Origin of the sequence: Desulfitobacterium nosdiversum (genome assembly GCF_049860565.1) — a bacterium.
In the GTDB taxonomy this organism is placed as follows: Bacteria; Bacillota; Desulfitobacteriia; order Desulfitobacteriales; family Desulfitobacteriaceae; genus Desulfitobacterium_A; species Desulfitobacterium_A nosdiversum.
Map to the genome: position 1 here is coordinate 3,764,746 of NZ_CP172056.1, position 20,828 is coordinate 3,785,573.

18 protein-coding genes and 1 riboswitch are annotated in these 20,828 nt (G+C 43.6%); of the genes, 2 read left to right on the forward strand and 16 right to left on the reverse strand.

All coding sequences use genetic code 11. The features are described 5' to 3' along the window. Positions 1–19: 19 nt before the first annotated feature. From fdhF to ACHOLT_RS18475, 14 genes are all read right to left on the reverse strand, one after another. On the reverse strand, positions 20–2,710 hold the full coding sequence (gene fdhF / locus ACHOLT_RS18410; RefSeq protein WP_425803638.1) for a formate dehydrogenase subunit alpha: 2,691 nt from the start codon (positions 2,708–2,710) through the stop codon (positions 20–22). Between the two features lie 17 nt (positions 2,711–2,727). Further along, positions 2,728–4,518 (reverse strand): NADH-quinone oxidoreductase subunit NuoF, encoded by a 1,791-nt coding sequence (nuoF, locus tag ACHOLT_RS18415; RefSeq protein ID WP_425803640.1) that lies wholly within the window; start codon positions 4,516–4,518, stop codon positions 2,728–2,730. A gap of 12 nt (positions 4,519–4,530) precedes the next feature. After that, positions 4,531–5,013 (reverse strand): NADH-quinone oxidoreductase subunit NuoE, encoded by a 483-nt coding sequence (gene nuoE, locus ACHOLT_RS18420; protein WP_425803642.1) that lies wholly within the window; start codon positions 5,011–5,013, stop codon positions 4,531–4,533. A gap of 20 nt (positions 5,014–5,033) precedes the next feature. Beyond that, positions 5,034–5,606: a 5-formyltetrahydrofolate cyclo-ligase gene (locus ACHOLT_RS18425; protein WP_425803644.1), complete on the reverse strand. Its 573-nt coding sequence runs from the start codon at positions 5,604–5,606 to the stop codon at positions 5,034–5,036. A 114-nt stretch (positions 5,607–5,720) separates the two neighbouring features. Beyond that, positions 5,721–6,623 (reverse strand): lysine exporter LysO family protein, encoded by a 903-nt coding sequence (locus ACHOLT_RS18430; RefSeq protein ID WP_425803646.1) that lies wholly within the window; start codon positions 6,621–6,623, stop codon positions 5,721–5,723. A gap of 469 nt (positions 6,624–7,092) precedes the next feature. After that, positions 7,093–8,112: a tRNA (adenosine(37)-N6)-threonylcarbamoyltransferase complex transferase subunit TsaD gene (tsaD, locus tag ACHOLT_RS18435; RefSeq protein WP_425808157.1), complete on the reverse strand. Its 1,020-nt coding sequence runs from the start codon at positions 8,110–8,112 to the stop codon at positions 7,093–7,095. 12 nt (positions 8,113–8,124) lie between these two features. Further along, positions 8,125–8,568 carry a ribosomal protein S18-alanine N-acetyltransferase gene (rimI, locus tag ACHOLT_RS18440; protein WP_425803648.1) on the reverse strand — a complete coding sequence of 148 codons (444 nt, stop codon included), beginning with the start codon at positions 8,566–8,568 and terminating at the stop codon, positions 8,125–8,127. A gap of 13 nt (positions 8,569–8,581) precedes the next feature. Beyond that, positions 8,582–9,304 (reverse strand): tRNA (adenosine(37)-N6)-threonylcarbamoyltransferase complex dimerization subunit type 1 TsaB, encoded by a 723-nt coding sequence (tsaB, locus tag ACHOLT_RS18445; RefSeq protein WP_425803650.1) that lies wholly within the window; start codon positions 9,302–9,304, stop codon positions 8,582–8,584. A gap of 47 nt (positions 9,305–9,351) precedes the next feature. Further along, positions 9,352–9,828 (reverse strand): tRNA (adenosine(37)-N6)-threonylcarbamoyltransferase complex ATPase subunit type 1 TsaE, encoded by a 477-nt coding sequence (tsaE, locus tag ACHOLT_RS18450; protein ID WP_425808159.1) that lies wholly within the window; start codon positions 9,826–9,828, stop codon positions 9,352–9,354. Between the two features lie 46 nt (positions 9,829–9,874). Further along, on the reverse strand, positions 9,875–11,050 hold the full coding sequence (locus ACHOLT_RS18455; RefSeq protein ID WP_425803653.1) for an amidohydrolase: 1,176 nt from the start codon (positions 11,048–11,050) through the stop codon (positions 9,875–9,877). After that, a complete protein-coding gene (locus ACHOLT_RS18460; protein WP_425803655.1) occupies positions 11,016–11,939 on the reverse strand; it encodes a DMT family transporter in 924 nt (307 codons plus the stop codon). The genes ACHOLT_RS18455 and ACHOLT_RS18460 overlap by 35 nt, the downstream gene beginning before the upstream one ends. 339 nt (positions 11,940–12,278) lie before the next feature. After that, complete coding sequence (locus tag ACHOLT_RS18465) at positions 12,279–14,444, reverse strand: Tex family protein (RefSeq protein ID WP_425803658.1); 2,166 nt, start codon at positions 14,442–14,444, stop codon at positions 12,279–12,281. Between the two features lie 188 nt (positions 14,445–14,632). Further along, a complete protein-coding gene (locus tag ACHOLT_RS18470; RefSeq protein ID WP_425803660.1) occupies positions 14,633–15,667 on the reverse strand; it encodes a homoserine dehydrogenase in 1,035 nt (344 codons plus the stop codon). 87 nt (positions 15,668–15,754) lie between these two features. Continuing rightward, positions 15,755–15,856, reverse strand: a riboswitch (SAM riboswitch). A 77-nt stretch (positions 15,857–15,933) separates the two neighbouring features. Continuing rightward, the gene (locus tag ACHOLT_RS18475) at positions 15,934–17,322 is read right to left on the reverse strand and encodes a peptidoglycan DD-metalloendopeptidase family protein (RefSeq protein ID WP_425808161.1); all 1,389 of its coding nucleotides are present in this window, start codon (positions 17,320–17,322) and stop codon (positions 15,934–15,936) included. A 227-nt stretch (positions 17,323–17,549) separates the two neighbouring features. On the opposite strand from ACHOLT_RS18475, the gene ACHOLT_RS18480 reads away from it, so the two are divergent. Next, on the forward strand, positions 17,550–18,320 hold the full coding sequence (locus tag ACHOLT_RS18480) for a tRNA threonylcarbamoyladenosine dehydratase (RefSeq protein ID WP_425803662.1): 771 nt from the start codon (positions 17,550–17,552) through the stop codon (positions 18,318–18,320). Between the two features lie 68 nt (positions 18,321–18,388). Here the strand turns inward: ACHOLT_RS18480 and larE are convergent, their stop codons facing one another. Together larE and ACHOLT_RS18490 are read right to left on the reverse strand one after the other, a co-directional pair. Further along, on the reverse strand, positions 18,389–19,192 hold the full coding sequence (larE, locus tag ACHOLT_RS18485) for an ATP-dependent sacrificial sulfur transferase LarE (RefSeq protein WP_425808163.1): 804 nt from the start codon (positions 19,190–19,192) through the stop codon (positions 18,389–18,391). A 57-nt stretch (positions 19,193–19,249) separates the two neighbouring features. Further along, complete coding sequence (locus tag ACHOLT_RS18490) at positions 19,250–19,501, reverse strand: sulfurtransferase TusA family protein (protein WP_425803665.1); 252 nt, start codon at positions 19,499–19,501, stop codon at positions 19,250–19,252. 256 nt (positions 19,502–19,757) lie between these two features. Here ACHOLT_RS18490 and ACHOLT_RS18495 point away from each other — a divergent pair, with 256 nt between their 5' ends. Continuing rightward, the gene (locus tag ACHOLT_RS18495; protein ID WP_425803667.1) at positions 19,758–20,825 is read left to right on the forward strand and encodes a branched-chain amino acid aminotransferase; all 1,068 of its coding nucleotides are present in this window, start codon (positions 19,758–19,760) and stop codon (positions 20,823–20,825) included. The last annotated feature ends 3 nt before the right edge of the window (positions 20,826–20,828 follow it).

The following is a 20,828-nucleotide window of genomic DNA, read 5'->3' on the forward strand; positions in this document are numbered from 1 at the left end:
CATCTTTTGTCCAAAACCTTTATACTTTTGAGTTTAATCGTTCAACTTTTACACCGCAAACCTTATATTCATAGGTCTTCGTAACCTTATCATAGGCCGCGTTGGTTAAAACATTAGTCGGTGTTTCCTTGTAGTGAAGGGTCATGAAGATCATTCCCGGCTGAACACGATCCGTAATCTGGACTCTGGTCTCTAGCTCTCCGCGGCGTGAGGAAACTTTGATTCTTTCCCCATCCTGGATATTAAGCTTTCTTGCATCCTTCGGGTTCAATTCCGCAAATTCTTCGGGAGAATAACCGTCAAGCGCTTCAGAATTTCGGGTTGTGATGTTATAGTGGGCCAATTTGCGGCCGGTACTGAGCAAAAACGGATATTCTTCATCGGGAAGCTCATCGGGAAGCTGATAATTTACTTGCATGAAGAGCCCTTTACCGCGCGAGAATTTTCCTTCATGCAAGAACTTCGTTCCCGGATGTTCAGCATCAGGAACAGGCCATTGCAAGCCTTTTTTGCCAAGCCGCTCGTAGGTTATGCCTGCATATTGAGGGGTTAAAGACGCAATTTCCTGCATAATCTCTTCCGGGGATTGATAAGAGAAAGGATAACCCATGCGCGCAGCAACTTCGCAAATGATTCGCCAATCCACTTTTGTGTTCGCAATCGGCTGAATCGCCTGATTAACCCTTTGTACCCGGCGTTCCGTATTCGTAAATGTGCCCGTTTTTTCTGCAAAGCTCGTTCCGGGGAGAATCACATCTGCGATTTTTGCTGTTTCCGTCATAAAAATATCTTGAACGACGAGGAAATCAAGGGCCTGCAGGCCTTTGCGAACATGATTGGCATCCGCATCCGTAAGAACCGGATCTTCTCCAAAAATATACATAGCTCTTAAATCCTTGTCAACGGCAGCTTGGAACATATCCGGAATCATAAAACCTTGCTTTGGATTAAGAGCCACCTCCCAAGCTTCTTCAAACTTAGCACGTGCCGTTGGGCTCGTTACTTTTTGATAACCCGGATAATCCGTCGGCAAAGCTCCCATGTCACAGGCCCCTTGGACATTGTTTTGCCCGCGTAAGGGATTTACCCCTGAACTTTCCTTGCCGATGTTTCCAGTTAAAAGTGCAAGATTAGCCAAACTCATGACATTATCTGTCCCACACGTATGCTCGGTTATCCCGAGTGTATAGAAAATTTGGGCCCGCTCGGCAGTAGCGTATAGCTCGGCCGCCTCAACCATTTGTTCAAGCGGTACACCCGTAATCTTGCTGACAGCCTCAGGCGGAAACTTCTTCAAGTTTTCTTTGAAGAAGGCAAAACCCTCGGTCCGTTCTTCAATAAATTTTGTATCCGCCCAGCCCTTTTCCAAGATGATGTTCATGAGCCCGTTCAAGAGCGCAACATCTGTTCCAGGCTGCAAACGCATCCAGATATCGGCTTTATCCGCAAGCTCAATACGACGCGGATCGGCGACAATAAGTTTTGCCCCCCGGGCTAAGGCTTTTTTCATTTTCGTCCCAATCACGGGATGAGCCTCCGTCGTATTGGAACCTATAACAAACATGACTTGAGCATTCGGAATTTCGTTAATGGAGTTCGTCATCGCACCTGAGCCAAATGAAGTGGCCAGACCGGCCACAGTGGGAGCGTGTCAGGTCCGTGCGCAGTGATCAATGTTATTCGTTCCGATCACCGCGCGCATGAATTTTTGCATGAGGAAGTTTTCTTCGTTTGTGCATCGAGCTGAACTTAAAGCTCCGATGCAACCAGAACCGAACTGGGTTTTAATCTCACCTAAGCGCGAAGAGACTAAATCTAAAGCCTCATCCCAGCTTGCGGGTACAAATTCGCCGTTTTTCTTGATAAGCGGCGTGGTCAAACGCTTCGGACTATGAATCATATCATAACCGAAACGCCCCTTTACACAAAGTGCTTTGCCGTTGACGGGCGCCTCAGGATTAGACGTAACCCCGATCACCTTTCCATCCTTTACGTTAAGGTCGAAGTTGCATCCTGTTCCGCAATAAGCACAGGTCGTTTGCACCTTTTGCACTTCCCAGGGGCGGCCTTGCCCATACATTCGTTTTTCTGTGAGGGCTCCAACCGGACAAACGGAAACACAGTTTCCACAGAAGACACATTCTGATTCGCTGTAAGGAAGATCAAAGGCTGGGCCAACTTGAGAGTTAAACCCTCTCTTAAAGAAATCGAGGACATTCTGACCTTGCATCTCCTCACACGCCCGCACACACTTCCCGCAAAGAATGCATTTATTCGGATCTCTTAAAATAAAAGGATTGCTGTCATCCAGCGGCAGGTCCCTGCGAGCACCCGCAAACATTTTTCCCTTTACCCCATATTCGTAACTATACTCGGCAAGAGCACAATTCCCCATCTTCTGACAGGTCATACAATCCAGCGGATGGTTTGCGACTAAGAGTTCCAGAATTGTTTTGCGCGCTTTTCTCACTTTATCGGTCTGTGTCCTTACCGTCATTCCCTGAGTTACTTGGGTAACACAGGAAGGGGGTAAATTACGCATCCCCTCAATCTCAACCACACATAATCGACAAGCCCCTGCATTTGTAAGCTCAGGGTCTTGGCAAAGCGTTGGAATCGGAATACCGTACATACGGCAAGCTTCTAAAACCGTGCTGCCTTTAGGTACACTGTACTCCTTCCCATCAATGGATAAGGTTAGCCATTCCACACATTTCACTCCTCTCCCTAGGCTTGCATGACTGCTCCGAATTTACATTTGTCCATACATGTTCCACAGCGAATACAAGATTCTTCATTAATGACATAGGGTGTATTTTTATCTCCGGTAATGCATTTTGCCGGACAATTCTTAGAGCAAAGACTGCATTTTTTACATTTGTCCGGATCAATAGAATAACTCAAAAGATCCTTGCATACGTGGGCGGGACATTTTTTATCGCGTATATGCGCTTCAAATTCCGAACGGAAGTATTTTAACGTAGCCAGGATCGGATTAGGGGCATTCTGACCTAATCCGCAAAGCGATGTTTCTTTGACCGTTAACGCCAATTGCTCGATCGTATCTAAGTCTTCTTCTTTTCCTTCGCCGCGGCAAATCCTGTCAAGAATCTCCCACATGCGCTTATTGCCTTCGCGGCAGGGGGTACATTTCCCGCAAGATTCACTCTGAGAGAAGTTTAAGAAGAAACGGGCAATATCCACCATACAGGTCGTCTCATCCATAACAACCAAACCGCCGGAACCTACCATTGCCCCGGCTTGGGTCAGGGTATCATAGTCTACCGGCAAATCAAGCATACTTTCCGGCAAACAGCCTCCTGAAGGTCCTCCGATTTGAACGGCTTTAAATTTTTTGCCGTCCCGAATTCCGCCGCCGATATCGAAGATAATCTCCCTAAGCGTCATGCCCATCGGTACTTCGACCAAGCCCGTATTCTTAACTTTACCCGTTAAGGCAAAGATCTTTGTTCCCTTGCTTTTCTCTGTTCCATACTGAACATACCATTGGGCACCATGTCTTAAAATATGCGGAATATTGGACCACGTTTCAACGTTATTAATGTTGGTGGGTTTTCCCCATAACCCGCTTTGAGCAGGGAAAGGAGGCCGAACACGGGGCATTCCCCGTTTTCCTTCAATTGAAGCCATCAGTGCCGTTTCTTCGCCGCATACGAAAGCGCCTGCACCCGGTTGAATTCTTAAGTGGAAATTAAAACCCGAGTCTAGAATATTATCGCCAAGAAACCCGGCTTCTTCTGCTTGCTTAATGGCAATCTCAAGATGCTTGATAGCGAGCGGATATTCAGCTCGACAGTAAACATATCCTTCATCCGCTCCGATCGCATAAGCTCCGATCAGCATTCCTTCGATGATAGAATGAGGATCTCCCTCCAGGACACTGCGATCCATAAAGGCCCCCGGATCGCCTTCGTCAGCATTGCAGATGATATACTTTTTAACGCCGGGTGAGGCCTTGCAAAAACTCCATTTTAAACCCGTTGGAAAACCTGCTCCTCCGCGTCCTCTTAACCCGGATTGTTTGACTTCTTCAATAACCTGCTCAGGTGTCATATTTTTAAGAACATGTTTCAACCCTGTATACCCATCATTTGCCAAATAATCTTCAAGCTTAGTCGGATCGATGACACCGCAATTTTGAAGAACAATTCGATGCTGTTTAGCGAAAAACTGCGTCGTTTTATAGTCTTTGGAAGGTTGTCCTGTCAGGGGATCAACATAGAGAAGCCTTTCCACATGTTCCCCTTCACCAAACTCTTTATAAACAATTTCAGGAACATCTTCCGGATTAACCAACGTATATAAGGTTTGATCCGGTTCAATCACAAGGGTTGGGCCTTGTTCGCAAAACCCTTGGCATCCCGTTGGAACGGTTTCAACTCGTTCCATTAATCCTTGCCGGATAATCTCTTGATTGAGCAAATCAATAATTTTATGTGCTCCTGATGATGTACAGCCTGTTCCGGCACACACCAATACTTTTTTCTTACTTGTCATCCCCTCAACCCCCTACTCATACTTCGCGAGGATTCCTGGAATTTGCTCTGGGGTTAAACGCCCATGAACTTCTCCATTCACCGATATAACTGGGGCTAAACCACATGCTCCGATACAATTGACGATCTCCAAAGTAAACCGCCCATCTTCAGTAGTTTCTCCATCCTTAACCTTAAGTTCTTTTTCGATTGTATCCAGAACTTTGGCACCCCCGCGAACATGGCAGGCCGTACCCAGACAGATGCTCAGCACATTGCGCCCCATCGGAGTTAAGCGAAACTGAGCATAAAACGTAACAACTCCGTAAATTTTAGCGATCGGAATTTTCATCTGCTGACTGATGTGTATTAAAACATGTTCCGGTAAATATCCATAAATACCTTGCGCCTGTTGAAGAATAGGAATTAATGCTCCTTTTTGCGACCTGTACCGGTGGATGACCTCTTCTAATTTCTCTTCTTTAGGGTCAACCAGCTCTTGACACCCCTCACCCATTTTATCACTCCCTTATCTCATCAAATAAACCAATGTACTCCCTCTTCCGTAACAAGAGCGTCCACTCTTTGATCAAAAGACTCTGTCGGAATTTCGGGAAGCACTTGGCAGGCAAAAGCGATAGCAATTTTAGGAACGTCTACACGCAGCTGCGGCAAAAAGCGGTCATAGTACCCACCGCCATAACCCACACGATTTCCCTTTAGATCAAAAGCTGCTCCAGGAATAAAAATAAGGTCTATTTCCTTTGGGCCAATTGGAATTAGTCCTTCTATTTTGGGTTCTCGAATTCCCCATTTTCCAGATTCCACGTCTGCAGAAAGATCGTAAATCTTAGCGGGAATAAGTTCCCCCTGCGGTGCGCAACGGGGCAGTACTAAATTTTTATTATAAGCTAAAATCTCTGCTGCGAGAAGAGTTGTATTCACTTCATCTCTAAAATTTAAAAAGGACATTATTGTCCCAGCCTTTTGGAATACTGACAGCTGTGTAATCCGCGATAGAATTTCTCGGCTTTTATCGTTACGATCTTCCTGTGAAATTGCAGCTCTTAAAGATAAAGCAGTTTTACGGACTAAGCGCTTGTCTTGCATATAACCTCCAATTTATTCTTAAGCTCTTAAGCACCTAATATAATTTTTCGGTGATTTTAGATAAATTCCTTCTCTTTATTTAGAATCGATTTTAAAAAATTCTAAATATAGATATTATAGTTTGCCTAATAAAAGAGGAACAAGAAACGGAACAAGAGAGGTCAAAGTAAAGCCGCTGACGAAAGCGATAACCCCCATACCTTTAGGCCCGACACTAACCAGCAGGGGTAAAGTGCTATCCATCGTTGTTGCTCCGCCCGGCGCTACAAGAAGCAGCGGGCTGGCTTTGCGCGCTAAAAGAGGTGCCAGTAAAATAGATAAAATTTCACGAAAAATATTGCTTAAGAAAGCGGTTGTACCTAATGACACGGAATGCAAATTGCTGATCAAAACACCAGACAGGCTATACCAGCCAAAACCCGCACATACAGCCGCTCCTTCCCGCCAAGAATACCCAAGTAAAACTCCGACAAGACTTCCTGCCAAAATACTGCCGATCATAATACCGAACGGTGCCAGAAAGACCCGCCACCCCATCCGAAACATTTGATTCCACACAGTACGGTTTTGTCCTAGATCCATTCCAACTACGAATAGGGTAAAGTCTAAGGCCGCAGAAGTCGCCAGGGGAATCATGTTTTGAGCTGAACCAGGAAAAAAGGCATATCCCGTAAACATTCCTACGAGTACGGCTCCCAGGATCAGAACCGTCATACGGTAAGGATGGGCTGATTGAGACCCATTGAATTGCTCCTCAGTTGATTGAGATGGATCTGCCTCGAGAAGATATTGTTTTTCAGAAGAAGACCTTTTATTAATGATCTTTTCTAACATATATACACCAACCAAGCTCATCAGTACACTTAGGCTCGAATATAGAAGCGCATGTAATCCGTATTGACCAAGTTGGGATAAAATTGTTTGATCCACTCCCAGCCTTAAGCCCATTGTGAATAACAAAAAAACAACTCCTGCCGTCATACCTTGTCCTGTGAAGGCCAAAACACGTTGAGGCAATAAATTAACCCATCCTATTAAAAAACCCGCAAATAAACAAAAGAAGATCATCCACACGAATTTGTCCCTGCTTTCTTTAACCTCAGAAATTTAGACTTAGAAATTTAAAACCGCTTAATTCTATTCTCTGTTCAAGATCGAATTTCCTTTGCATTTTCAGGAGATTATGTCAAGTAACATATGTTCGGTTGGACTTATCCCCATCCTATTTCTTTAAAAAGCTTGGATTTCATCAACTTATCCACATTATCCACAGCCCCTGTGGGTAAAGTTATTCTTTTTTGTTCTATTTCCTAAAAATTTGTAAACGAGCCTATCTCAGTTATTCACAAAGTTATCCACATTATCCACAGTTTCTTCTATCCACAGGAACAACAGAACACTTCCCCGAAAGTCCTAAGCCCTGAATAATTAATAAAAAAATAAAAGCGGAATAAACCGCTTTGTTGAAATTCTTATTATCTTAAGGCTAAACTAAATTTAAGCCTGGAACCGCATTCAAATTCCAAGGAGAAAAATCGCCTGCAATATAATGGTAATAACCGGCTGTTGCAATCATTGCCCCATTATCGGTGCAAAAGACCGGAGAAGGATAGACAAATCGTACTTTTCTCGTATTGAGTTTCTCTTCCAGACTTTCTCTCAATAAAGCATTAGCCGCCACACCGCCCGCAAGAACGAGAGTCTTGGCATGGGTTCGTTCTAAAGCCAGCATTGCTTTGCGAACTAATACATCTACAACTGCCTGCTGAAAGGAAGCAGCAATATCAGGTACGCTGAGCTCTTCTCCTTTCATCCGAGCTGAGTTAAGCGTATTCAGAACAGCGGATTTCATACCGCTGAAGCTGAAATCCAGACTCCCATGCTCCAACATAGCCCTTGGAAAATCAAAGGCTTGAGCGCTTCCGGATAAGGCTGCTTTCTGAATCTGAGGGCCGCCCGGATACCCAAGTCCTAAGGCGCGTGCGATTTTATCCAAGGCCTCGCCAGCCGCATCATCCCGTGTATGACCAAGAACCTGGTAGTGACCATGGCCTTCAAAATAGACAAGATGTGTATGTCCGCCGGAAACAAGCAAGGCTAATAAGGGAAACTCCAAGTCAGGAGTATTTAGGAAATTCGCATAAATATGTCCTTCCAAATGGTTGATCCCGATCAAAGACACCCCTGCCGCATAGGCCATTGCCTTCGCTCCTGCAACACCAACAAGCAATGATCCAACTAAGCCTGGCCCATAAGTTACAGCAATTCCTGAAAGGTCAGAAAACCGGACTCCTGCCTCTTCTAAAGTTTGCCGAATAACTCCCTGAAAATGCAGAAGATGTTCCCGTGAGGCAATTTCCGGGACAACTCCTCCAAATTTTTGATGTGTGCTGATCTGAGAAGAGATGACATGACTTAATAACTCCCTTCCGTTCCGGAGAACTGCAGCTGAAGTCTCGTCACAACTCGTTTCTACTCCTAAAATTAATATATCTGAATTCGCGATTAGACTCACCCCCTAGGCCTTCGCATCTAATGAATCAAGTTCTACCCACATAATTAAAGCATCTTCTTGATTATCTGAATAATATCCTTTTCTTCGCCCCGCCATAACAAAGCCTAACCGCTCGTAGAGCCTCTGTGCTGACAAATTGCTTTCCCTGACCTCTAAGGTCATCCGTTCCATCCCTTCGGAAAGCATCTGCCGCATAATTGTCCGCATCATAAATTCCCCAAGGCGCCGACCTCGATGCTCCGGAGCAATAGCAACATTTGTAATATGCCCTTCCTCTAAAATAAACCATATCCCCATATAACCAATCACTTTATTTTGATCCAGTAAGCAAAAATAACGGGCATATTCATTATCCCTCAATTCACTTTCAAAGGAACGTTGTGACCAAGGAGTAGGAAAAGAAGCATGCTCAATCTTCATTATGGCCTCAAGATCATCTTCCTTCATTGGACGAACGCTGCTATCCATTTCCCTTTTGATTCGCCTCCTCTTTTTTGGCCCACGTTACCTCAGCTTCAGAAAGGCGGATGTAATAAGGTTCGACCTTCTCCCCCTGAGGATGATCCTTATAACGCTTCCAAACCTCTTGAACAGCAAAAGCCCCCCGAGGTAAGGCTAAATAATCCGGTAGAAGGATAGCTTGCGTCCCTAAGATACCCGATATCAGTTCGGCATAACGAGCGACTGCGTCACCCACGAATAAAATAGGGCGTTCCAATCGTCTGCATTCTTCCAGCCAGCGCTGAGGCTCAATGGCTTGCGGTTTTATATGACATTCGGGATATTGACGGCTTGCATTCCAAAAATAACCTGCCGTATACCATTCGTTTTTTCGAGCATCAAGAATTGGAACTATCGCCTCGTTTCTGCCATACCCTGCCCACGCCAGGGTATCTAAAGAAAGCACTCCAATAAGAGGCAAATCCAGAACTTCTGCTAAACCTTGAGCCGTAGCAATTCCGATCCTTATCCCGGTAAATGAGCCTGGACCGCGCACAACTCCAATAAAATCTAAATCCTGAAGCCTCCAGGACGCTGCAGTGAGTAACTGATCCAACATAGGAATCAAGCGCTCGGAGTGTGTTTTCGATGTATGCAAAAAGCCTTCGGCAACAAGCTTGCCCTCTTCTCCCAAAGCAAGAGCAGTTACTCTTGTAGTTGTATCCATCGTGAGATATTTCATCGTATTATTCCAACCTCTTCTTCAGTATCACGTTTGATAACTGCCTTTCATCCCGCTAAAACCTGTTGAAGACGCTCCTGCCAGTTTCCAGTTTTAAAAATAAAGGTAATAACACGGATTTCCTCACCGCTTCCTTGAATTTGAATATCCAAACGATCCTCAGGCAGAACATCATGAGCTATCTTCGGCCACTCGATGATACAAATCGCATCATCTTGAAAAGCATCTTCTACACCGATAACTTCAACTTCTTCAGAATGTTCCAGACGATACAGATCCATATGAATAAAGCGAAGCGGTTTTCCTTGGCCCAAAGCGGAATACTCCTGAATTAAGGTAAATGTCGGACTGGTCACTGCTGAGGTTATGCCTAAAGAAGCCGCAATTCCCTGAGTTAATAATGTTTTCCCGGCGCCTAAATCACCGGAGAGACAGAGAACATCTCCGCCTTCCAGAACTGCACCTAGGGCACGTCCCAGCTCAAGCGTAGCTTCTTTACTCTCGCTTTTTATGACATAATCCATGCGTTTAACATTCCTTCCAAACTTTAACGGTTCTATTCCAACCCTTTTATTCCGGTTTAACGATTTGCCCATTGATCAAGACAACCTCAGGCTGAGCCTCCATCACAAACGGGTGATCACTCCAGATTACGATATCGGCGTCTTTGCCTACTTCCAAAGAACCCACACGATCGGCAACGCCTAAAATCTCCGCGGGATTTATAGTAATCGCCTTTAACGCATCCTCCGGATCCATTCCCTCTTTAACCGCCAAGGCCGCACATAAGGGAAGACGTTCAATCGGAGTTACCGAATGGTCAGTGATGATAGCGACCTTTACCCCGGCACGTGCTAAAATCCCAGGAGTTTTAAAGGTTTTATCCTTGAGCTCAACTTTAGCACGGTTGACCAAAGAAGGCCCAACATTTACGGGATAACCATATTCGGCCAGTTCTTCAGCAATTTTATGACCTTCAGTACAGTGTTCAATCACAAGATCAACATTAAACTCGCGCGCAATCCGAATTGCCGTCATAATATCATCCGCACGATGCGCATGCGCGCGAAGCGGAATTTCGCGATTTAAAACCCGTACAATATTTTCCATGCCCAAATCCCGTTCCGGTTTTTTATCTGAATCCTTCTTTCCTTCTTTACACTTTTCGAGATAGGTCTGCGCGTCGACAAGTGCCTGGCGTAAAAGTCCGGCGGTAGCCATACGCGTCATCGGCATTTTCTTTTGCTCTCCGTAAACCCCCTTCGGATTTTCTCCAAAAGCTACTTTTAATCCTGCCGGATCCCTCAAAATCATCTTATCGACAATTTTACCTGCGGTTTTGAGTACAACACCGGTACCCCCGATCACGTTTCCGCTTCCCGGAGTTGAAAAAACGGTCGTTACCCCTCCTAAACGAGCATCCTTAAAGCCTTCATCTTCTGGGTTTATTCCGTCAATTGCACGGAGCTCCGGAGTTATGGGATCTGTCATTTCGTTTAAATCGTCCCCTTCCGTTTGATAAATTTCCTCTCCGATTCCTACATGCGTATGGGCATCAATAAAACCCGGTAAAACCCATTTCCCTTTTGCTTCAATTCTTTGAACTTCAGCCGGGACAATGAGATTTTCTCCCAGGGCCTTGATTTTTCCCTTTTCAATCCAGATACTGCCGATAAATTCCTGACCGGCCATCGTTTTAATCCGCCCATTCTCAATCAATAGACTCGCATGTTTGTTTGCGTTCATAAGAGCTCCTCCAATTAAGCATGATTATTCCACCTAAAACAAATCCGCCGCCCAGCCATTGAGCCGGGCTTGGAATTTCTTTCAGAATTATAGCTGCCATAATAAAGGTAACCGGCAGCTCAAAGGTGCTTAAAATAGCTGCCTGATCCGAACCTATTTTTTGAATTCCAACTAAAATGAGATAAAAAGGAAGAATGGAGGCAATGGTTGCAAAGGCAATACCAAGGCCCCAAACCTCTGGATTAGACCAAGGAATCTGCAACACATTTCCTTTAAAATAAAAAAGCAATCCTAAGGAAGAAAACCATTGTGAATAGCTCATAGCCGTCAGCGGTGAAACTTCGTTCAAGGCCACTTCTCCGACGACATTAAAGCTTGCATAAGCGACTGCCGAAACGATGCCAAACAGTATGCCCCTTAAGGAAATCTCTCCTACACCAGAAAAAATCCCGCTTGCCAATGATGTTCCTATTAAGGTGCACATCAAAGCGATTTTCTCTTTGAAGCCGACTTTTTTCTTCAAAAAGAGGACCCCTAACCCCATAACCAGAACAGGGTAAAGATATAATAATAGTGTCGCCAAAGAAACCGGTAAATAAAGCAAAGCATACGCATAAAGGACACTTGTTCCTAAACTCCCGATTAAACCCTGAAACGTTAAGATGAGCGCTAAACGTTTAGATATTCTAAAAATTTTATAATCAAAGATAAGCCCATATGCCAGAAGAATCAGGGAGGCTAACCAGGATTGGAGAGCGAGTATCTGAAAAGGAGTCAGCTTCAATGTGAAGGCCGTCTTAATCAAGATGGAAGTCAGGGCAAAACATACCGCTGAAAACAAGACGGCGGATACGCCGATGAATTTATGTTTACGGTTTACGTCTGACAAGCCTCGATATCTCCTCTCGAGTTGTTTTCTTTAGCTGAATGAATAGTTTATTCGGGTCGTGTAGCTTCACGCACATCTGCTCACTTAGCTGCTCCAGGGCTAGCACACTTGCTTCCGTGGGAGCTTAGCCGAACCCTTCTGCTTTCTGCAGGTGAACCAGCGGCACGCTGCTCCACGAAAGCGTCGTGCGCTTAACCGCCCCTCCGCAAATCGTTCGCATCTGTGCGTGAAGCTACGCTTACGGGTTACATTATTCCAGTAATATGAAAGACGGTTAGGCTAACGTTTTAGAGTAAATCATCGGTTTACTCAGAGTAAACCTACTTTGACAGCTTAGCTTTAGAGTGAAACGGAAGCATTTTCAGGGATGTCTCGCATGGATAGACCGACGCGTTCACGGACTTTGTCAATGCTCAGGACGCGGACTTTTACGATATCTCCGACTGATAAAACTTCCATGGGGTGTTTAATGAATTTTTGGCTGATTTGGGAGATATGGACTAAGCCGTCATGTTTGACGCCGATATCGATAAAGGCTCCGAAGTCGACGATGTTGCGAACGGTTCCTTCAAGGATCATCCCTTCGCTTAGGTCTTCAAGATGGGTCACATCATGGCGAAGTTTTGGCCTGGGCAGATCTTCCCGGGGATCTCGTCCTGGGCGCTGCAAGGCATCCAGAATATCCTTGACGGTTGGAATCCCGGCTTTAAACTCCTGGGCTAAATCTTCTGCCTTGAGTTTGGATATAGTTTGTTTTACTTCTACAGGACGATTTTGCAAGTCATTTAGGTAAAAGCCTGCTTTCCGCAGGATATTTTCAGCTAGGTCATAAGACTCGGGATGGACCGGAGTGTTTTCTAACGGATTGTCGCCGCCTGGAATGCGGATAAAACCAGCGCATTGGATAAAAGTTTGCTCGCCGAGGCGGGGAATTTTTTTCAGTTGAGCCCTTTTCTTAAACTTCCCGTTCTCCTCACGCCATGCCACAATGTTTTTGGCGGTCGTCGATTTTAAGCCCGCTACATACTGCAATAAGGAGGGCGAAGCTGTATTTAGATCTACTCCTACGGTATTCACGACCGATTCGACAACACCCTGAAGCGATTCATCTAAATGCTTAGGCTGAACATCGTGTTGATATTGTCCAACGCCTACGGCTTTCGGTTCAATTTTCACGAGTTCTGCCAAAGGATCCTGGAGTCTTCTAGCAATTGAAACGGCACTACGCAGAGAAAGATCAAAATCAGGGAACTCTTCACCCGCGAGCTTCGAGGCGGAGTATACAGAAGCGCCCGCTTCGCTGACGATGATATATTCCGAATGAAGACCGTTTTCATGAAGAAGTTCGGCGACAACTTCCTCCGTTTCTCGTGAAGCTGTGCCATTGCCAATGGTCAGTATATCTACGTGATATTTTTCAATAGCTTCGCGAATGATCTGTTTAGCTTCTTCTCGTTTATTCTTCGGCGGATGAGGATAGATTACCCCGACTTCCAACAATTTGCCCGTATCATCAACTACGGCAAATTTACAGCCCGTACGGAAACCCGGATCAAGCCCAAGCACAATTTTTCCTCGAACAGGAGGTTGAAGAAGAAGCTGCCGCAAGTTTTCTGCAAATACCTTAATGGCCTGCTCTTCAGCCTTTTCCGATAGCTCACCGCGCACTTCGCGTTCAATCGAAGGGGCGATCAAGCGTTTATATCCATCCTCTGCAGCCTTCTCCACATAAACAGCACACGGACCTTGCTTTACATAAGCTGCCTGAATAATTTGCAGTATTGATTCCACAGGAACCTCGATCTTAACCGCTAAAAACTCCTCTTTTTCCCCTCTGTTTAAAGCCAAAATACGATGCGGAGGAATTTTTCTTACAGGTTCACGGTAATCATAATACATCTCATAAGGAGAATGTTCTTCCCCTTTTTTGCCTGATGCCGCAATATCCCCTAAACGGTACGTTGCTTCACGAATATTCTTCCGCAACTGAGCATCATCGGAAATAAGCTCCGCTAAAATATCGGCTGCACCAGCTAAAGCTTCTTCTGCTGACACAACCTCGAGTTCAGGATTGATGTATTTTACAGCTTCTTCCTCGGGCTGTCCAATAGAAGCTTGGTCCAGGATCCACAGAGCTAAAGGTTCCAATCCTTTCTCTTTAGCTATCGTTGCCCGTGTCCGGCGTTTTTGTTTATATGGCCGGTAGAGATCCTCTACCTCCTGAAGAATCCGCGCTTTTTCTATCTGTGAAGCCAGTTCAGGCGTTAGCTTTCCCTGCTCTTCGATCAACCGAAGGACTTCTGCTTTACGTTGCTCTAGATTTCTAAGATATTCTAAACGTTCAACAATATTGCGCAAGACATTCTCGTCGAGTTCCCCGGTTACTTCTTTACGATAACGTGCAATAAAGGGAATCGTATTCCCAGAATCAAGAAGTTGAATCGCTTCTTTCACTTGATTTGGTCTTAAACGCAGTTCTTCTGCAATTAATGAGGAAAATTCCAAACTCCAATACCCTCCCAAGCTCATTTCGGCTAAAGTTTCTCGAATTATAATTATAGCACTTTTTGGAGCAAAAACTAAGGGAAGGAAAAGGCGTTCCGATTTTACGAATTTCCCTTGACCTTCCCTTAGTTTTTTTCATTACTCTTCTGACTTTTAATATCTATCATATTTAGAATTAGGCAGAACGATTAAAAATGTTGACCCTGTGACCGATATTGGTTTCTCGATAATAAAACATAACGTGCGACTTCAAGAACATCGGAAAGTACAGCTCCGCCTGTTGCAAGTCCGCCGGCTCCCGGGCCTTTCCAAAAAAGCTCCCCGACTAATTTTGTTTTTAATGCTAAACCATTGTCTACCCCGGTAACTTGGCTTAAAACGTCTTCCTTGCCTATCCATTCCACCCCGACTTTAGCCTCTATTTTCTTTACCGCATCATTTAAAGGCTGCTCTGATTTAACAATACCCGCTTGAGCCATCAATTTAGGAACTTTCCCTTCAATTTGCTTATTTTTAATTTCTTCAAGAGTAACATCTTGAATCCCAGAAAGCTCCACGTCCTCAATTCTAATATTCATTTTAAAACATTCACGGCAGAGAATGACTAATTTACACGCTGTATCTAAACCGCTAACATCCATCGTTGGATCACTTTCAGCATATCCCGCTGCTTGTGCCGCCTTCAAAGCTGTTTCATAACTTTGCCCGGATTCAACCATTTGAGTTAAGATATAATTCGTCGTTCCATTGAGAATGCCTCGGATTTCCTCTACCCGATCTCCGGATAATCCATGCTGAATCGTCCGTAAGATTGGAATTCCGCCTAAAACGCTGCCCTCATAAAGCAATTGGACCCCCTGATGACGTGCAATTCCTTCTAACTCAACGCCATGTTTCGCCAGCAAAAGCTTATTAGCTGTAACAACATGCTTGCCGCTAAGCAGGGCCTGTTTTACATAGGCATAGGTTGGATGTTCATTGCCCATGACCTCGACAACTATATCTATTTCAGGATCATTTAAAATATCTAAAGGACTAGCCGTTAAATCTATTCCCTGTACATAACGTTCTTTTTCCAAACTACGAACGAGTGCCTTCTTAATTATAAGCGGTTCGTCTAATTGCTCCTCGAGCTTTTCTTTATTCCACCGTATTCCTTCGATCAATCCTTGCCCAACTGTCCCAAAACCTAAAAGGCCTATATTAACCGCTGAATAAACCATTTATCTTCCTCCTTAAACACATCAGCACAATATAAAAAACAAAAAGCCCTTCCTTTCCAGGAAGAGCTCAATGAAAATTCACTGATTGACTCATCTTCCAGGAAAACTCCTGCAGGAATTAGCACCACTGCTTAAATAGCCGGTTGCTGGGTTTCATCGGGCCAGTCCCTCCACCACTCTGGATGAGTTATGTGCAATTTTTATAGTTGTATTATATGACAGACGTGTTCGAAATGTCAACAAAAACTATATTATGGTAAATAGGTTTACGGCAGATAGTTTAAAGGATTCGCTGTATCCCCATTAATGATCACTTCAAAGTGAAGGTGAGGACCAGTTGCATTACCTGTAGCCCCCACTAAGCCAATGGTTTGACCCTTTGACACGCTTTGGCCTGCAGAAACAAGTAACTTAGACGAGTGAGCATAACGTGTCATTATTCCGTTGCCATGATCAATGACAATGCAATTGCCATAACTGCCGGCCCAGCCAGCACTGACAACTCGGCCTGAAGCCGCGGCAACATATGGGTCTCCTGTATCACCTGCAATATCAATCCCCGTATGAAATCCTCCCGAGCGATAACCGTAATACGAGTTGATATGCGAGCTTAAAGGCCAACCTAACCCTGAAACTTGCCCACTCCCACGTGAATAAGCCACAACAACAGGAGTTTGGTTAGGACCTTTGGCGACGACCTGGTTTACGGCCGCTTTAAGTACCTTTTCTTCAACAACATTCTTGCTTACAACTTTATCGTTTTTTTGGACATATGTATATTTCACTTCTTTTTGTCCATCACTTCCAGCTTGAGTAACTTTACTTTGTCCACTTCCCAAACTGCTATCCGTTTTTGCTACTACATCAAAGGGTAATGTCTCTTGATCAACGCGCGTTCCTTCGCAGACAACTGTCAAATAAGGAGTAACTTTCTCCAAATTTATTTTTTGTCCGGGTTTAATTTTAGTATCGAGAGTTGTTCCGGGATTTGAAGCCAGCACTTCAACCGTTTTCATGTTATTTTTCCTAGCAATGAGCCACCATGAGTCATTCGCTTGAACAGTATATTCCAGTTTTTGAGTATCCCCTTGTTTTAGCTTTTCTAAAGCCTTATCCAAAGTTAATACTTTATCAGGTTCAGTCTCTATGGCTTTCGTCTCTACATTTTCCTCAAAAGAGACTTTTGTCACTTGATTCGTGCCACTGGACTTGGCATAAAGGTCTTGGTAGGATTTCAAAAGTTTTTGCGCTTCTTCCTGTGATGGTAAAATAAATATGGGCTTATCGCCAATCGTTAACTCAGCCGCGTCGATATAAACCGATAGCTTTTTCTGGATCTCCCCTTCTGAAATAGGTTGAACTTGATCCTTACCAACCAAAGCCTTTGCAAACTCGATTTTATCGTGTGTTTTGGCAACAACCCCGAGTGAAGCACCTTTTTCTTTTAAAACGTTTTGAATCAGGTTCTGGCCTGTCCCTTGATTCGTTACAATTCCAATTCTCTCTCCATTAATCATAAGATAAGCGGCTGAAGAAGAGTTGATCAGATAATACCCTCCACTGCCTAAAACGATAAACACAGCCAAAGCCCCACCAATGACCTTAGGAGATTTCCACGAGATTTTTTGAAGCCATTGTCTATTTTGCAGAAACATGTTGAGACTATACTTCTTCAATTTAGGACCTCCACTTTACATAGATTCAGCTTTTACTTATGCCGAAGTTGTCTATATGCTTTCCCTATAATGACAACTTATTTTTATTATACAAGATGTTTGTGAGTTTTTGGTGAACATTTTTAAAAAAATGTAAGATTTAAGTATCTAGAAATATTAGGTATAATATTAAATAGATTTTTTTTGATTATTTTGGGAGGATATACATGCAACACAAATTTTCGCGCACTGAAATTTTAATTGGATCCGAGGGGTTATCTCATTTAAGCCAAAGCCATATTATGATTTTTGGCGTAGGCGGAGTCGGCTCTTATACTGTTGAAGCTTTAGCTCGTGCGGGAGTCGGACAACTCACATTGGTAGACTATGACGAGATTTGTCTTACCAATATTAATCGCCAGCTCCACGCTCTTCTCTCCACAGTTGGTCAATCAAAGGTTAATGTAATGAAAGAAAGAATTGCACAGATTAACCCACAGTCAAAAGTTAACGCTCTAAAAGAATTCTACACGGAAGAGAAAGCCGATGAATTCTTCGGACTTAACCCCGATTATATTGTCGACGCAATCGATACCGTCTCTGGTAAAGTAAGTCTTGCTAAAGAATGTATAAAACGCGGGATCCCTTTAATCTCCAGCATGGGCGCTGGTAACCGTTTGTCCGCCAATAATTACAAGATCACCGATATATCAAAAACAAGCGGCGACCCACTGGCTAAGGCCGTAAGGAAACTTCTCAGAAAAGAAGGAATTACTCACGGTATAAAAGTCGTTTATTCCCCCGACCTTCCGCAAGATCCACTCCCGATTGAAGCTGACTGTCGAAATAATTGTATATGTCCCAGCGGTGATGCACACTGCGCTTTAAAACGTCAGATCCCCGGAAGTATATCCTTTGTCCCCCCGGTTGTCGGCTTGCTTATGGCCGGCGAAGTTGTTCGCGACCTTCTCCAAAAGCGAACCTTTTACCGAACCTAAAACATATGATAAGGCTCAGATCTTCTTATAGATCTGAGCCTCATTTATTTGTGATTATTATACGCTTTTTATTTCAAGACCTCATTCATACTTCCGCTTCGTAATCCTTGGAGATCTAAGGTTACATATGTAAAGCCCAGGTCTTTAAGCTGGTTCACGATCTGGTCAATCATTTCATCCGAGAGTTTAGTAAAATCCTGACGCGGTAATTCAATTCTGGCTATTTCTTTATGATATCTTACTCTAAGCTCATTAAAGCCAAGTTTCTGAAGCGCATTTTCAGCAAGGTCAATCACTCTTAATTTCTCTAGCGTAATTTCTTCTCCATAAGGCAACCGGGAAGATAAACATGCTAAAGAAGGCTTATTCCAAGTTGGAAGCCCCAGTTCCTTTGATAGGAGACGAATATCTTCCTTCGTCATACCTGCTTCCTGAAGAGGACTGCGAACACTAAACTTCTCTTTCGCCCTATGTCCCGGTCGAAAATCTTTAAGATCATCGATGTTTGCTCCATCAACGATAAAATTAAGCCCATTTTTCTCTTGAATTTCGGTTAACTTGGCAAATAACTCTGACTTGCAATAATAGCAGCGATCTTTTGGGTTTTTCTTAAAATTCGGATCTAATAGTTCGTTAGAATGGAAAACGCTATGGCTGATCCCAATAGCTTTCGCGGTTGCAATCGCTTCCTTCAATTCTCGTTCAGGATAGGTTTCTGAAGACGCCGTTACTGCTAAGCTTTTCGCACCGAGGGTTTCAAAGGCAACTTTTGCAAGAAGAGCGCTGTCTACGCCTCCGGAATAAGCAACTAGGACTGAATTCATACTGGATAAGATGTCTTTAAGTTTTGCATATTTAGCATCAAGAGTCATGCCCATCTTTATTCCTCCTATGTTAAAATATATTTTCTAAGTTTTAATTAAACTCATTTACTTCCCGATACTTAAGACTTTTTCCACAAAAACGGAGAAGGTATCATCCTCATTCTTTATAACTTGATGTATCTTTTGTCCATCCTCGCTTAACCTCCGCGGAACATTCAGGATAGGTTCTCCTTCCTGCAGCTTGATTTCAAGGATCTGACCCTTCTCTAACTTTTCCAAAGCCATTTTTGCTTTGAAATAAGTTATCGGGCAAATTACATTCGTTGTGTCCACAAAAGCGTTGCCCCTAATTTTCATTATCCATCCTCCTCGAAGCTATCCTTAAGCTTATCCCACTGCAGAAGTATCTAATTCCGAGCTGTTTAGTTAGGATTATAAAACACCCAGCTAAAGAATTCAACATTACACCGTTTTTGCTTTTAGAAAGTATTATTTGTGTAAAATTTTGTGCCATAAAATAAAAATGTTAGGAAAAATTTAAAAGTTTCTAATTCAAAACCGAAAAATTGTATTATAATAGATGTCAATAAAGTATAACAGGGGGGGTAACCATATGTCCGATATTACCGTAACGAAAGTGAAACAGGTAGGAGTTTTACCTACTGATAAGGAACTTGGATTTGGGACAATTTTTACAGATCACATGTTTGTCATGGATTATACAACAGGTAAAGGCTGGCATTCCCCACGCATTGTTCCTTATGCTGAATGTGCCAATTATCCCGCAATGATTGTTTTCCATTACGGGCAAGCTATTTTTGAAGGAATGAAAGCCTTCAGAACAGAAGATAATCGCATTTGTGTGTTTAGACCTTATGAGTACTTAAACCGTTTTAATCGTTCGGCAGAAAAGCTTTGTATTCCTAAAATGGATGTGGAACAAATTCATGACGCTTTGTTTCAGTTGCTAGCGTTGGAAAAAAATTGGGTTCCTGGTCAGCTGGGCACTTCACTGTATATTCGGCCATTTGTTGTTGCTGATGAACCTCATCTTGGTGTTAAGGTTGCCGACAGCTTTAAACTTTATATCATTCTTTCACCTGTAGGTGCTTACTATAAGACGGGCTTTAATCCGGTCAGCATTAAGGTAGAAGATAAATATGTCCGTGCCATCAAAGGCGGCCTTGGTGAAGCTAAAACTCCAGCCAATTATGCCATGAGTTTAGCTGCCCAGCAAGATGCGTATGCTGAAGGTTTTGGTCAAGTTCTGTGGTTAGATGCTGTTCATCGGAAATATATTGAAGAAGTCGGCACAATGAATATTCTTTTTAAAATTAACGGCGAGATTATCACTCCTGAATTGAATGGCAGTATCTTAGGCGGAATTACCCGTAAAACGGTTTTAGAGCTGTCACGAAGTTGGGGCCTAAAAACAACGGAACGTCAAATTTCAATTGATGAAGTATATGATGCTTATGCTAAGGGACAACTGGACGAAGTCTTCGGCTCAGGTACAGCTGCTGTTATATCTCCTGTTGGTGAGCTTTCTTGGAAAGGACAAAGAATTGTCATTAACCATAATCAGACGGGTCCTTATGCCCAAAAACTATTTGATTATATTACAGGTGTACAGTCCGGGAAAATTGCGGATCAATTTGGCTGGATGGAAGAAGTCCGCTAAGTA